Raw genomic sequence first — 14324 nt, 5'->3', positions numbered from 1 at the left:
TGTGACCCACTCGGTCTATGTGGGAGCTGGCTTGCCTGCGATGCAGACGCCTCGGTCTAGCAGGTCATTCCGAGGAGATGCCATCGCAGGCAAGCCAGCTCCCACACAAGCCTGCCCCCCAGGGCAATGGTGTTGCCTAGTCTGATGCTGATGAGCCCTCCATGAAAAGCAAATCCCCTGCCTGGCCGACCCTCTCGCGGATGGTCGCCGCGCTGATCGGCGGTTACCTGTTTACCTATGCGTTTACCGCCGCCCTGGCGCGCCTGTTGCCCATGGACAAGGTGGATGCCCTGGTGGTCGCCAGCCTGCCGTCCTTCTTGATCTACACCCTGGCGATCCTCTGGGCCTTTGCCTGTCGCAACGCCTGGCGTGCGTGGGCCGGGATGGCCCTGGCGCTGCCCCTGGCTGCCGTCGGTTTCTGGCCACACTGGCGCGAGGTGCTGGGATGAAACACAAGACCCTGACCCAGGCCATGGCCTGGCTGCATACCTGGAGCGGGCTGGTGTTCGGCTGGCTGCTGTTTGCAATCTTCCTGACCGGCACCCTGGCGGTGTTCGACAAGGAAATCGACGGCTGGATGCGCCCGGAAATCCCCACCGCGCCCCTGTCGCAAAGCGCCGCCGCGCAGCAGGCCCTCGACTACCTGGCGCGCCAGCACCCCGAGGCGAAGACCTGGAACATCGGCCTGCCCGGCGAACGCTCCGACACCCTGACGGTATCGGCCGGCGAACAACGACGTGGCGGCGGCACCGCACTCGACCCACACACCGGCGAGCCCCTGGCCGTGCGCGAAACTGCCGGGGGCGGGTTTTTCTTCCGCTTCCACTTCACCCTCAACCTGCCGCGCGACCTGGGGATCTGGACGGTCGGCCTGGCCGCCATGGCGATGCTGGTCGCGTTGGTCAGCGGGATCGTGATCCATAAGAAATTCTTCAAGGAGTTCTTCACCTTCCGCCCCGCCAAGGGCCAGCGCTCATGGCTGGACGCGCACAACGCGACAGCGGTGCTGGTGCTGCCCTTTCACCTGATGATCACCTATACCGGGCTGGTGATCTTCTATTTGATCTACATGCCGGCGGCGGTGGACGCGCTGTTTGACGGCGACCGCGACAACCTCTTCCGCGCCCTGCGTGGCGCGCCCGCCGAACAACAAGTGCGCGGCGAACGCCCCAAACACAGCGAAGCGGCCGAGCTGACGGCACTGGAACCGCTGCTGGCCGAGGCCGAGCGGGCCATGGGGCCGGTGTCCAGCTTGTCGATCCACAACCCCGGCCGCAGCGACGCACGCATCGAGGTACGGCCGGTACTGGGCAACCGCATCGAGCTGACCAAGGGCCAGAGCATGCTGTTTGACGGGGTCAGCGGTGCCGTCCTGCGCCAGCCTGCGGTCAGTCGGCCCAGCCTGTTGACCCAGAAGGTCATGGCCGGCCTGCACTTTGCGCAGTTCGGCGGCTACTCCATGCGCTGGTTGTACTTTGTCTGCGGCCTGGCCAGTTGCGCAATGCTGGCAACCGGCGTGGTGCTGTTTACCGTCAAACGCCGCCGGCGCCACGATGGCGAAGGCGCTCTAGGCGCCCTGCTCTACCACATCGCCGAACGCCTGAATGTGGCGGTGGTGGCCGGGCTGACGGTGGCGTGCGTGGCCTTGTTGTGGGCCAACCGCTTGCTCCCAGTGGAACTGGCCCAGCGCGGTGGCTGGGAAGTGCGGGTGTTTTTCCTGGTGTGGCTGTTGAGCCTGGGCCATGCGATTGTCCGCCCCTGGCGCAGTGCCTGGCGCGAGCAACTGGGCCTGGCGGCAGTGCTGTGTATCGGCCTGCCGGCCCTGAATCTGCTGGGGGAAAGCCTGGGTGATTACGTCTACCTGGAATTGACCAGCGTCGCCCTCGGCCTGCTGCTGGCCTGGCCGTGCTGGAAGCTGTACCAGGCGCCCAAGGAACGCAGCACCCGGCGCGTGGCCAAGCACGCTGTGGCAGAGGTCAATTGAGATGGCGTTGATAGTCGCGTTGTTGCTGGCCTGCGCAGGGATGGCGGGGTTATGCCTGGGCTTGGAGCGCCATTACAAACAACTTATGCAGCGCCTGCCCTCGCCGGTGCTACGACGTGGCCTGCGAGTGCTGGGCTGGGGGATGCTGGCGGCGAGTTTTGCCGTCAGCGTACTGGGGTGGGGCTGGGCCATGGGGCCGGTGGCGTGGTTCGGCTTGATTTCGCTGGCTGGGCTTGGCGTGGTGTTTCTGTTGCCCTACACCACCCGCTGATGGGCCAAAAAACCTTGTAGGGGCTGGTTTACCGGCGATTGCGCCGGGTTATCCGATACATGCGGCGACTGATACACCGCCATCGCAGCATAGGTATCTACACAACTCTTTTCTGGGGTTTTGTACATATCCGTTGCTGCGGTTACGGCCACTTAGGGTTCCGCCCTTACGGCGGCTCACTTTGGAGAAGCGCCAAAGTAAGCAAAACGCTCTTGCCCCACCACTCGGTGCCTCGCCTAGGCTCGGCATGCCCGCAGTCAGGCATTGCTCCGTGGGCCCGCCGCGATCGGCCATCCATGGCCGTGTCGCGGCTACCCCGGCATCCATGCCGGGGTGCCCACTGCGCAATACCTGCCTGCGGCCAGCGTGGTTTAACGGGGCGCCTCAGATCAAAAGCAGAGCAACAGCAGAGCCAGAGCGCGAAGCTGCATTCCCTGTGGGAGCTGGCTTGCCTGCGATGGCGGTGTATCAGTCGATAAATGTATTGGCTGATGCACCGCCATCGCAGGCAAGCCAGCTCCCACAGGTATATGCGCACGCTTCGACGATCAGGTCGGCTGTCAGGCCGCCTCGCTTTGCTTTTGATCTGAGGCGCCCCGTTAAACCACGCTGGCCGTCATCCGATTTTGATTTGGGGGGTAACCCGGCAGGACGCCGGGTTAGCCGCGCTGGGCCATGGATGGCCCATCGCGGCGGCCCCCAAATCAATGTCGGATGACGGGCACACCGAGCCTAGGCGAGGTGCCGAGTGGTGGGGCAAGAGCGCTTTGCTTACTTTCGCGCTCTTCGAAAGTGACCCGCCGTAAGGGCGGAACCAATAGCCGCCATAACCGCAACAACGGATATGTACACAACCCCAACAACCCAAAAAGAGCGCTGCGTAAAGACTCATGACCATCACAAACAACCCAGCGCCCACCGCCAGATTAAGGTCAGGCCGCCTGGATCTCGCGCTTGAGGCTGTCCATGTCGATCACAAAACGGTACTTCACATCGCCCTTGAGCATGCGCTCGTAGGATTCGTTGATGCCCTGGATATCAATCATCTCGATCTCCGAGACGATCCCGTGCCGGGCGCAGAAGTCCAGCATGTCCTGGGTCTCCTGGATGCCACCAATCAATGACCCCGCCAGGCTGCGGCGTTTGAAGATCAGGTTGAACACCGAAGGCGACGGGTGCGGGCTGTCTGGCGCGCCCACCAGGGTCATGGTGCCGTCGCGCTTGAGCAGGTTGAGGAACGCGTCCAGGTCATGGGGCGCGGCCACGGTGTTGAGGATGAAATCCAGGCTATTGGCGACCTTGGCCATTTCGTCCGGGTTCTTCGACACCACCACCTCGTCAGCCCCCAGGCGCAGGCCGTCTTCGCGTTTGTTCGGCGAGGTGGTGAACAACACCACATGGGCGCCCATGGCATGGGCGATTTTCACCGCCATATGGCCCAGGCCGCCGAGGCCGACCACGCCGACCTTCTGTCCAGGGCCGACCTTCCAATGGTGCAGCGGCGAGTAGGTGGTGATCCCGGCACACAGCAGCGGCGCCACGGCCGCCAATTGCGCCTCATCGTGGGAAATGCGCAGGACGAACTTCTCCTTGACCACGATATTGTCGGAATAGCCGCCAAAGGTGTTTTCACCGCCAAACACCGGGCCGTTGTAAGTGCCGGTAAAGCCGTTCTCGCAGTACTGCTCCTCGCCCTCGGCGCAGGATGCGCAGTGCTGGCAGCTGTCGACCATGCAGCCGACGCCGGCCAGGTCACCGACCTTGAAGCGGCTGACATTGGCCCCCACCGCCGTCACCCGGCCGACGATTTCATGGCCCGGCACCGATGGGTAGAGGGTGTTGTTCCACTCATTGCGCGCCGTGTGCAGGTCGGAGTGGCACACTCCGCAGTAGAGGATGTCGATTTGAACATCGTCGGCCCCGGGGGCGCGGCGCTCGAAGGTAAAGGGTTTGAGGGCGTCCTTGGCGTCACGGGCGGCGTAGCTGTAAGTCTTGGCCATTGCGGTCACCTCTTTGCGTCGACATTGAAGGTCAGTTGACCAGCATAGCCGCCCAACCGTTCAACCCACGTAAATCAGCGGTAATTCAAACAAACACATACCCTCTGTGGGAGCGGGCTTGCCCGCGATAGCGGTGGGTCAGTACCGAACACATCCACTGATACACCGCTATCGCGGGCAAGCCCGCTCCCACACGAGTCCGCACGGACTGCGTCAGTGAACAACCGCCCGGGTCACCAAAAAGCTCAGCAACTGCGGCTCATCATCCAGCTCGATGGCCTGCACCGGGCGCGGCAGGTTGTCCAATACGCTGCGCCAGAACGCCTGGGACGCCTCGTCCTGGTCATAGAACCGCACCAGCCAGTCCGTCTCGCCGCTGGTCAACACCTGGGTGGCCAGGGCGCGGCCTATGCCCTTGCGCCGATAGCGTTTCAAGATAAACAGGTCAGCCAGTTCCAGGGCATTGATCCCCGGCAGCTCGCTGCGCTCGATCAGCAGGAAACCGGCGATGTAACCGTCCACCAGCAGCAGATTGGCGCTCCATTGCGGCTCTTGCCAGTAGCGCGCCAGGTGTTCCTCGTGGATATAGAAACGGCCGTCCTGCTCGACGTCTTCCTGCTCCCAATCGGAGGATTCATAGGCATAAAACTGGTAGAGGTTGCAGATCAGTTCGGCCTGTTCAGGGCCGGTCTGGATCAGTTCGACAGTGGTGTCACTCATGGCGGGGCTCACGCAGGCGGGGCGCCACAGTAGCGAAGGCCGGCGCCCCAGGCAAGCCGCTAGGCTTGCTGTTTGACCTGGGGCAGCGCGCTCAACCATTGCTCAAGCTCACGATGAACCTGGGGCGCCAGCAGTTGCCGATCCGCCATCCATTGGTCGTTGAACACCGTGTCGAGGTATTTTTCGCCGCCATCGCACACCAGTGCCACGATCACGCTGTGGGCCGGGGCATGCCAGGCCTCGCGCAGGGCCTGGTAGATCACCCCGCCGGCCGAGCCGCCGAGCAGCAGACCGTAATGCCGCGCCAGGTAGCGCGCGGTTTCGAAGGCCTGGGCGTCGCTGACAGTCAGGCCTTTGTCGATCAACGCGTAGTCGACCACGGCGCCGATTTCTGCGCCCTCCGGGGTGCCGGTTCCGGACTGATGATACGGCGCACCGGGGCCGCCAAAGATCACCGAGCCGCAGGGTTCGACGCCGATCACCTGCAGGCCATGGGCATGGCGTTTCAAGGCACGCGCAGTGCCGCACAACGAGCCGCCGGTGCCCACGGCGCCCACCAGGTAGTGGATTTCATCGCCCAGCACTGCGCGCAATTCCGCTGCCAGCTGCGTGTAGCCATTGGCATTGGCCGGGTTGTGGTGCTGGCGGGTCCAGTAGGCGCCCTGCTCCGTGGCAATACGCTCGGCGGTAGCATCGCGGTCGGCGGTGGACAGCCCTCCACCGGGGTCGCCGACCCGCACCAACTGCGCACCAAAGGCCTGCATCGCCCGCAGTTTGTCGGGGCTCGCGTGTTCGTCGACCACGGCAGTGAAGCGGTAGCCGCGCTCGGCGGCCAGCAGCGCCAGGCCCAATCCGGTGTTGCCCGAGGTCGATTCGACAATCCGCCCACCCGGCTTGAGCTGCCCCGAGGCCTGCGCCTCGTCGAGCATCTGCCGGGCCATGCGGATCTTGGCGGTGCCGGTGGGGTTGAATTGTTCCAGCTTGAGCAGCACGCAGCTGCCGTTTTCAGTGACGCACAATTTGAGCAGCGGTGTATCGCCGATCAGTTCGGACAGGCAAGTCTTGATCATGACAACCTCTGGGCAGTATGAAAAACCGGCGCGGCGCTTACCCGCCCAGGGTCGCGACGGCGCGTTGCAGGCTGGCGAGAAACGCCTGGTTTTGCTGGGCCAGGCCCAGGGACACGCGGATAAAACTGGTGTATCCCGGCTCGCGCCAGGCCTTGACGATGATCCCGTCCTTGAGCAATTCGTCGACCACCTCCAGGGCGTTGCAAGCGGTGTCGATAAACAGGAAATTGGCCTGGGACGGCGCCACGCGAAAACCCGCGGCCTGCAACCCCTGGGTCAGGCGTTGGCGCTCGATGGCGACGAATTCGCGGCTGCGAATCACGTGTTGCGGGTCCAGCCAGGCGGCCTTGGCGGCCTCCTGGGCCGGTTGATTGACGTTGTACGGCGTGCGCACCCGGTGCAGCGCATCAATCAGGCTGCGGTGCGAAGCGATGCCATAGCCGATCCGCAGCCCCGCCAACCCATACGCCTTGGAGAACGTGCGCAGGATGATCCAAGGCCGCGATTGCGCGTCGAGGATCGCCAGGGCGTCGGCCGCGTCCTCGACGAATTCGAAATACGCCTCGTCGATCACCAACAAGGTGTCGGGGTGAGCGGCGGCGACCAGCGCCGTCAGTTCAGCGCTGGACAGCGCCGTGCCCACCGGATTGCAGGGGGTGCTCAGCATCAACAGCTTCGCCGGTTGCTCGAGGGCCGTGGCCCAGGCCTGCAGGTTAACGCTGAAATCCGGGTTGAGCGGCACCTTGTCCACCGTCGCGCCCATCATCAATGGCAGGCTTTCATGCAGGCTGAAACAGGGCTGCTGGGTCACCACCCGGTCCTCGGGATCGAGCAGCGCCAGGCACAACAGTTCGAGGATATTTTCCGAGCCGTTGCCGAGGATGACCCGCGCCGGGTCCACATCCAACTGGCCGCCGATCAGGTGCCGCAGGGCCCGGCCACTGGGGTCGGGGTAGCGTTCCAGCCCTGCCCCGCCATGATGCGCCAGCATCGCCGCAGCAGCCGGCGACATGCCCAGCGGGTTTTCGCAGTTGGACAGCTTGATCACCGTCGGCGTACCGAGCTGATGTGGATCGGCGCCCGGGTCGTACAGGGGCAAACGTCGCACGCTGGGGCGCACCAACGCCTCGACGCGGTGTGCAGGGTCGTCTTGATGCATGGAACACCTCCTTGTTATGACAGTGCGACGGCGCCCGCGCGGTCCAGCGCCTTGAGTTGCCGTTCAAACGAGACAATCAGCAGCAACGCGGTAGCCGCCAGGCCTATCGCCAATCCGGCCCACACGCCGAAGATCCCGTAAGGACTGACGATGCCCAGCAGCCAGGCAGCGGGCAGCCCCACCAGCCAGTAGCCGAACAGGGAAATGCGCAGCGGTCCCGCCGTATCGCCGATGCCGCGCAGGATGCCGTTGCCGATGTTCTGGCTGGCGTCGAACACCTGCAGGACGATGGCAATCAACAAACCGGTGGTGGCCAGGCGCACCGCATCCAGGTTGTTGGCGTGCTCGGTGCTGATAAACAGGCCGATGACCTGTTCGGGTAGCAACGCGTAAGGAATGGCAAACAGCAACATGACCAGCACCCCAAGGCCCAGGCCCAGGCGTCCCAGTTGCCGCGCGCGCTGATACTGCCCGGTGCCGCAGGCCTCGCTGATATGGATCGAGGCGGCATGGGAGATGCCCGCAGAGAACATGAACACGATGTAGATGATCTGGTTAAGCACGGTCTGCGCCGCCAGCGCCTCCATACCCAGGGTGCCGATCAGCAGGGTCAGTACGCTGAAGAACCCGGCCTCGCTGGCATAGGTCCCGGCAATCGGCAGCCCGAGCTTCCACACGGCCTTGATCGCCGCCGGCGAAAAGCGCAAGTGCGCCAGTTTGAAGTAACCGGCCAGGCGCCGATGGGTCAGTACCACCGCGAAGAACATCAGGAACGACAGCAGGAACACCACGGCGCTGGTGATCGCCACCCCCGCCAGCCCGTAGGCCGGGACGCCGAACTTGCCGAACACCAGCACGTAGTTGAGCGCCGCCGTGAGGAAGATCGACACCAGGGTGATCGCCAGCAACGGCCCGGGGAATTTCAGGCCCACGGTGAAGTGGCGCAGCGCCTGGAACCACAGGCAAGGCAGCAGGCCGGGAGCAATGATCAGCAGGAAGTCCATGGCATTGGCCACCACGCTGGCATCCTGGCCCAGCCAGGTCAGCGGCTGGCGCAACCCCAGCAACACTGCCATAAACACCAGGCCGCTGACGGTCGCCCAGAACAGCCCCGCCACCAGCAACGCCCGCACCTGGGCGTCATCGCCCCGGGCATTGGCCTGGGCCACCAGGTTGCTGACGCCGGTGACCAGCCCGGTGCCGGTGGTGCGCAACTGGTTGAACAGCGCGATGGCCAGGCCACCGGCTGCCAGCTCCTTGGCACCCAGCATGCCGAGCACCACGATGTCGATGGTGGTCAGGGCCACGTAGGCCAGGTTGGTGAGGATCAGGGGCAGCGCCAGCAACAGCAGAGCCCGGCTGTCGGCGCGCCAGGCGCCGGGTTGTGCGGCAGTCAGGCCGACCATAGTTGGACCCTCTGCCCACGGTTCTGCGTCAGGGCGCGGTCGGCCATCAGGCGCCCGAGGGCGACGTCGGTCACCACCATGCCGCTGTTGTAGGCGAACACCACATCGTCGGGATGGCGGCGTGCGGGTGCCAGGCCCAGGAGGATGTCCGGCAGCTCGGCGTCCACCGCGGGCAGGCTGCCGTCGGCGGCCGCCAGGTCGGCGCTGGTGACTTGCATCTGCGCGGTGTCGGTAGCAATGCGGTAGTCGGCGCCATGCAACACGTCGGCATCAATCCCATAGCCCACCAGCACCGCCACGGCGCCGGGCTTGAGCCAGGCACGCTGCACTTGCTGGCGCGCCGAAAGCCCGGCGACGCCAAGGATGATATCGGCCTCGCCAGCCGCCGCCGGCAGGTCATCGACCACCACCACATCGCGCAGCGGGTAGTGTTTGTGCAGGGTGTCTTGCACCGCGCGCAGGCCTTCAGCGTAGTGCCCGTAGACATACAAACGTTCCAGGTCCGGCATGGCCGCGAGCAACATGGGCAACGCCACCTGCCCCTGCACGCCGGTACCGACGACCAGGGCACTGCGGGCATTCGGGCAGGCGGCCCTGGCCATCAACGCCGAGGTGGCCGAGGTGCGCAACGGGCCGAGCTTGACCACGTCCATCAAGGCAATCGGGCGGCCGGTGCGGTCATCACACAGAAAGATAAACGAGTGGAATTGATAGGCATCGCGGGTGCGCTGCGGGTCATGCTCGTACACCACCTTGAAGCCCACGGTGTGGCTGGCGCCATCCCGGCCAACCATCGAGTAGCTGATGGAATGGCGGTCCATCGGTTCGACAATGGTCTTGAGCGGGTTCTGCGAGTCGCCGTTGCGCAAGGCCTTGTACGCCTGCTCGACTACCTGCAGCACTTCACGGTAGCTCACCCCCAGGTCTTCGAGCGCCGCCTGGGGCAGCACCCATAGGTCGGCGGGGGCAGCGGGTTTATTCAAACTGTTCACTCGAGGCTCCTTGTTGAGTGGCTTTACGATTAAGCCAGGCTGTCCAGCTTCCAGCGCAGGTGTGGGTTACGCAGCTCCAGCACCACTTTGTGTGGCAAGGGCGCTTCGTGAAAAGGCGACTCGTTGGAGTCCATCTGATAGCCGGCGGTATTGAGGTAGATAAGTAAGTCACCCGCCTGGATCGGGTAATCAAAGGCGACTTTGCGCCAGGTCAGCATGTCCGACTCCAGGCAGGTGGCCCCGCCAATACACGCGACAAACGGCGACCGCGGCCGTGGCGAGGCCGGCAACAGCAGCGGGTCGGGTAGAAATTCGCTGTTGAACCACTGTTCGGAGAGGTTGAAGCTGCTGCCCTGCACAGTGACCTGGGCATAACCATCACTGGCCGTGCGGTCCTTGACGCCCTGCACGCGGAACACGCTGATACCGGCCTGGTCGAGCAAGGCGCGGCCGGGTTCGATAATCAGCCGCACGCCGTGCTCGATGACCTTTTGCGCCAGGCTCAGGCCGGGGCTGACGGGCGTGGCGAGGATATCGTCAAGGGCCTCGGCCCCCGCGCGCAGCGCGCCGTAGGGATAGAAGCCGGCGAAGCCCTTGTCGTTGTGATAGCGCTCGGCGCAGTCCTCGGCCAGAAAGGCCTGCCACTGCTCCGGGTCGACATAGCGCACGGCAAAGCCACCGCCCAGGTTGACCGTGCGGCAGTTGTCCAGCTCGCTGGCCCGGCACAGGTCGACCAAGTGGCTGGCGACGTGTGCACGCTGGGCGGTGTCGTAGCCGCCCAGATGAAACGAGAAGCCTTGCAAGTCCAGATTCGCCGCGTGCTGGCGGCAGAACACCAGGGCCTGGTCGCACTCCCGTGGGTTGAGGCCGAAACGACTATGGGCCTGGCTGCTGGGGCAATAGCGCAACAACAGACGCGCACGTTGGCGCAGGGATAGCGCCAATTGCTGGATACGCAGCAGCTCCTCCAACGAGTCCACCGCCAGCAGGCATTGATGACTCAGGCCCAGCCCAAGCAGCTGATCGCTCTTACGTGGCCCGGACACGCCGATATCAGTGCCAGCCACCCCACCCGCCAAGGCCTTTTGCAACTCACCGACGCTGGCCACATCCACGCCAATCGCACACTGCGCGCAGGCCTGGATAAAACAGTTGGCCTTGTTGGCCTTTTTCGCAAACAACACGCTGCCGCGCACCTGGGCCTGGGTAAAGCTGTGCTGGAAGGCTTCGACATTGGCGTGAAAAACCTGTGGGCACACCAGATGCAGCGGCGAGCCGAGGCCATCGACCAACTCGGTCAACGTGCCCGCGTGCCGCTCAAGCAGGCGCTCGACCCACAGGTGGCGCAGGCCGGGCAATGAACTGGAATACGTCATGGTTCTAGAACTCGAACTTGGCCGACAGGAACACTTCGCGCTCGCGCCCCACATCCAGCCCGCCCAGGTAATAGGCGCTGGCGTAGTAGTACTTGTTGGTCAGGTTCTTGCCGTGCAGGCGGTAGGTCACCGGGGTGTCCGCCAGTTTCGAGCGGTAGCTGATACCGGCGTCGAGCAAGGTGTAGCTTGGGATGTAGCCGCTGTTCTGCGCATCCACCGGGCGGCTGCCGACATAGCTGAGGGTGCTGTCCAACGATAGGCCAGGCACAGCGGCCACGGTGTACAGGGCACCGACCGCGCCTTTCCACTTGGGCACGTTCTCAGTGCGCTTGCCGTCCACGGTGACGTCATCCACATCTTCCATGCGCGTGGTCAGGTAGGCGGCGTTGGCGGTGAGGGTCAGGGCGTCGGTGACGCGATCGGACAGGGTCAGCTCGGCGCCACGGTGGTGGTATTCGCCGTTGCTCACATAGGTATTGCTGGTGTTCAGGTAACTGGCCTTGCGCCGGATATCGAATACCGCCAGGCCCAGGTTCAGGCGATCGTTAAGGTCCAGCTTCAGGCCCACCTCGTATTGCTGGGACTCGATGGCGTCGGTGGGCTGGTTGGCGTTGGTCGCGTGTTGGGGGGCGTAGTCGCCTTTTTCAAAGCCTTTGGAGTAGCTGACGTAAGTCATCACGCTGTCCCAGGGCCGGTAGATCAGCGCAGCGCTGGGCACGAACACGTCGTGGCTCTGCGAAGGTGCGGTGGCTGAGAGTTTATCCGCGCGGTACCAGATGTAACGCCCGCCCACCATCACCTGGAACTGTTCGGTGAGGGAAATCAGGTCGCTGGCGAAAACCGAGGTTTCCTTGATGGAGGACACAAAGTCCGTGGGCTGTTCCGAGCCGAAGTGCCACTTGGGCGGGTTGACCGGGTGACGGATATTACCCACCGAGACATCGCCAATGCCGATGCCTGGAGTGCCACTGTCGACCAAATCCCAGAACGGGCTGACGTCCTTGAACTGCTTGTAGCCGGTGCCGAAGAACACGTCGTGATAGATGTTGCCGGTGGCGAACTTGCCGGCCAGGTACGACTGCAGCGACCAGGTGCTGAACACTTCACCACGGGACACGTAAAAGTCGGCCGAGCCGATATCGCCGTTGGGCTTGATCCCGAACAGGTCGTTATAGCCGCCGTGGCGCTCGACCCGCGAGTAGTTGCCCTGGGTCACGGAGGTCCAGTTGTCATCCAGCTCGTATTCGAACTTGGCGTCGAGGTTGGCGCCTTCGGTCTGGTGACGGAACCAGGAGCCGGTCAATAGATCGCGGCGATTGACCTTGGGTGGCAGCACGTAGCTGGACGGGTCCAGAGGGTTGGCGCGGCCGCTCTGGTCGGCACGCAGCAATGGGTCGGCGACCGTGGACTTGCGCGACCAGTCGGCGTTCAACTGCAACAGGGCGCGGTCGCTCAGACGGAAGTCGGTGGCCAGGCCGATAAACTTGCGTTCCATGTCGCGGGCGTGGTCGAAGTCGCCGTTTTTCTCGTAGCCGGCATTCAGGCGATAACCAAAGGCGCCGTCGTTGAATGAATCGCTGGTATCAATCGCCACGTAGCGGCCGAGCAACGACGAGCCTTGCACGCTGACATTGAGCAGCGGCTCCAGGGTCGGGCGCTTGAGGATGTAGTTGATGGTGCCGCCCGGCGAGTTGAAACCGTAGAGGAAACCCGATGGGCCCTTGAGCACGTCGATGCGCTCGACGTTTTCCAGGGGTACGTCGTGGTGCGGGGCCAGGGTCAGGCCATCGCGGCGGATGGTGTTGAAGTTGTCCATGGCAAAGCCGCGCAGGCGGAAGTTGTCAAAGCCGCTGCCGCCCGACGAACTGAGCACCGAGGGGTCGAGGCTCAGCACATCCACGGCGGTGCGCGCGGAGCTGTCGGCGATGGTCTTGTTGGAATAACTCTGGATGGCCAGGGGGATTTCCATGGCGTCCTTGGCGCCGAAGCCACCGGCATTTACTTCCAGGGCCTTGTTCAGCGGCGCGCTGACTCGTATGGCTTCAAGCTCGGTGACCGATTCTTCGCGATCTTGCGCTGCAGCAGCAGGTAGGCCGGTGAGCGACGACACCAAGCCCACCGCCAAAAATGTGGGAAACCGCGGAGCTATCCCGTGCAACTGGTTCATCTGCAATCCCTTGAGCCGAAAATAAGCGGGGCGATCTCAAGCGCGACAACGCCTGAGAATCGTTATCAAGAGATACAATATAACGTTTCTTTTAAACTCACAATCGCACGATCATTCAATACTTGCTGCCGCGCTGCATTTAAGGTCTGGCCTTTCCCGGATCAACAGAGATAACGGACATGCCCTCCTATACCGCCATCAACTTTGCGCACAAATACAGCCTGTTCAGCGAGCAATGGACACCCAAGGTCGTCGCGCAGATGAACGACTACCAATTCAAGGTGGTGAAGATCGAAGGGGATTTTGTCTGGCACAGCCACGCGGACACCGACGAGACCTTTATCGTCCTTGAGGGCGCGCTGCGCATTGATTTTCGCGATGGCGCGGTACAGCTCGGGGCTGGCGAGATGTTCGTGGTGCCCAAGGGCATCGAGCACAAACCGTATGCCGAGGGCGAGGTAAAGCTGCTGCTGGTCGAACCCTGCGGCGTGTTGAACACTGGCGATCAGGGCGGCGAACGGACCCAGCGCAATGATGTGTGGATCTAGATCACCACGTTGCGGATAAAGCGCACCGCCACTGGCCCGTCATTGCGATAGGCATGGGGCTGATGGCTGGGGAACATAAAGAACTCGCCAGCGGCGATGGTGGTTTCGACGTCACCCACCACCAGGGTCAGGCTGCCCTCGAACACGAACAACTGTTCGCTCCAGCCTTCCAGGTCGGGATCCGGGCAATAGTGGTCGCCCGGCTCCAGGCGCCACTCCCACAGTTCCACCTCCCGCCGGGCGCTGGCCTTGGCCAGTAACACGGCCTTGCTGCCATCTATTTCACCGGCCCAGGCCAGTTCGTTGATGCGGCTGTGGTCACGGGCATCAGGGGCCTGGATCAGGTCGCTGAAGGCCACGTCCAGGGCTTCGGCCACGCGGTCCAGGGTGGACAGGCTGACGTTCTTTTCACCGGCCTCGATGGCCACCAGCATACGCCGGCTGACTCCGGACTTTTCCGCCAGGGCTGTCTGGCTCAGTTCGGCCGCATGGCGCAGGCGTCGAACGTTCTGGCTGACGTGCTGCAGGACCGAGGCCCGTTGCGGATTTTCTTTGTGCACTATATTGCTCACTCGGTGGGGTTGCGCAGTATACTGCCCAGCTGCGGCGCATTGTGCGTTCCGCGCCCTTC

General features: G+C 63.6%; 13 protein-coding genes. 4 read left to right on the top strand and 9 right to left on the bottom strand.

The genetic code is table 11. The annotated features are described in order from the left end of the window. The first annotated feature begins 161 nt into the window (after nt 1-161). From K1X80_RS11690 to K1X80_RS11680, 3 genes are read left to right on the top strand one after another with little or no spacing between them, the layout of a single operon-like run. Complete coding sequence (locus K1X80_RS11690; RefSeq protein ID WP_076964990.1) at nt 162-449, top strand: DUF3649 domain-containing protein; 288 nt, start codon at nt 162-164, stop codon at nt 447-449. Beyond that, a complete protein-coding gene (locus tag K1X80_RS11685) occupies nt 446-1984 on the top strand; it encodes a PepSY domain-containing protein (protein WP_216312634.1) in 1539 nt (512 codons plus the stop codon). The genes K1X80_RS11690 and K1X80_RS11685 overlap by 4 nt, the downstream gene beginning before the upstream one ends. Before the next feature lies 1 nt (nt 1985). Then, a complete protein-coding gene (locus tag K1X80_RS11680; RefSeq protein ID WP_057438728.1) occupies nt 1986-2255 on the top strand; it encodes a DUF3325 domain-containing protein in 270 nt (89 codons plus the stop codon). 932 nt (nt 2256-3187) lie between these two features. Here K1X80_RS11680 and K1X80_RS11675 read toward each other — a convergent pair. The 8 genes from K1X80_RS11675 to K1X80_RS11640 form a co-directional block, all read right to left on the bottom strand. After that, on the bottom strand, nt 3188-4255 hold the full coding sequence (locus K1X80_RS11675; RefSeq protein WP_057439040.1) for an NAD(P)-dependent alcohol dehydrogenase: 1068 nt from the start codon (nt 4253-4255) through the stop codon (nt 3188-3190). 213 nt (nt 4256-4468) lie between these two features. Continuing rightward, the gene (locus tag K1X80_RS11670; protein WP_057439041.1) at nt 4469-4975 is read right to left on the bottom strand and encodes a GNAT family N-acetyltransferase; all 507 of its coding nucleotides are present in this window, start codon (nt 4973-4975) and stop codon (nt 4469-4471) included. Nucleotides 4976-5034: 59 nt separating this feature from the next. Then, nucleotides 5035-6045, bottom strand: coding sequence for a PLP-dependent cysteine synthase family protein (locus tag K1X80_RS11665; RefSeq protein ID WP_057439042.1), 1011 nt, complete (start codon nt 6043-6045; stop codon nt 5035-5037). Between the two features lie 37 nt (nt 6046-6082). After that, on the bottom strand, nt 6083-7204 hold the full coding sequence (gene hisC / locus K1X80_RS11660) for a histidinol-phosphate transaminase (protein ID WP_220172903.1): 1122 nt from the start codon (nt 7202-7204) through the stop codon (nt 6083-6085). Between the two features lie 14 nt (nt 7205-7218). Then, complete coding sequence (locus K1X80_RS11655) at nt 7219-8610, bottom strand: MATE family efflux transporter (RefSeq protein WP_120732556.1); 1392 nt, start codon at nt 8608-8610, stop codon at nt 7219-7221. After that, entirely contained in the window at nt 8598-9602 is a 1005-nt protein-coding gene (locus tag K1X80_RS11650; protein WP_198792323.1) for a hypothetical protein, read from the bottom strand. Before K1X80_RS11650 ends, K1X80_RS11655 begins: the two co-directional genes overlap by 13 nt. Before the next feature lie 29 nt (nt 9603-9631). Continuing rightward, the gene (locus K1X80_RS11645; RefSeq protein ID WP_076965183.1) at nt 9632-10978 is read right to left on the bottom strand and encodes an alanine racemase; all 1347 of its coding nucleotides are present in this window, start codon (nt 10976-10978) and stop codon (nt 9632-9634) included. A gap of 4 nt (nt 10979-10982) precedes the next feature. Then, a complete protein-coding gene (locus K1X80_RS11640) occupies nt 10983-13088 on the bottom strand; it encodes a TonB-dependent siderophore receptor (protein WP_159439762.1) in 2106 nt (701 codons plus the stop codon). Between the two features lie 236 nt (nt 13089-13324). On the opposite strand from K1X80_RS11640, the gene K1X80_RS11635 reads away from it, so the two are divergent. Next, nucleotides 13325-13693 carry a cupin domain-containing protein gene (locus K1X80_RS11635; protein WP_057439047.1) on the top strand — a complete coding sequence of 123 codons (369 nt, stop codon included), beginning with the start codon at nt 13325-13327 and terminating at the stop codon, nt 13691-13693. Here K1X80_RS11635 and K1X80_RS11630 read toward each other — a convergent pair. Beyond that, nucleotides 13690-14253 (bottom strand): helix-turn-helix domain-containing protein, encoded by a 564-nt coding sequence (locus K1X80_RS11630; RefSeq protein ID WP_057959212.1) that lies wholly within the window; start codon nt 14251-14253, stop codon nt 13690-13692. The two genes, K1X80_RS11635 and K1X80_RS11630, sit on opposite strands and share 4 nt — an antisense overlap. Between the last annotated feature and the right edge of the window lie 71 nt (nt 14254-14324).

It is taken from the genome of Pseudomonas sp. So3.2b (assembly GCF_019464415.1).
Taxonomy (GTDB): Bacteria; Pseudomonadota; Gammaproteobacteria; order Pseudomonadales; family Pseudomonadaceae; genus Aquipseudomonas; species Aquipseudomonas shahriarae.
Note: the sequence above shows the minus strand (reverse complement) of the source record. Positions and strands in the feature narration are given on the sequence as shown.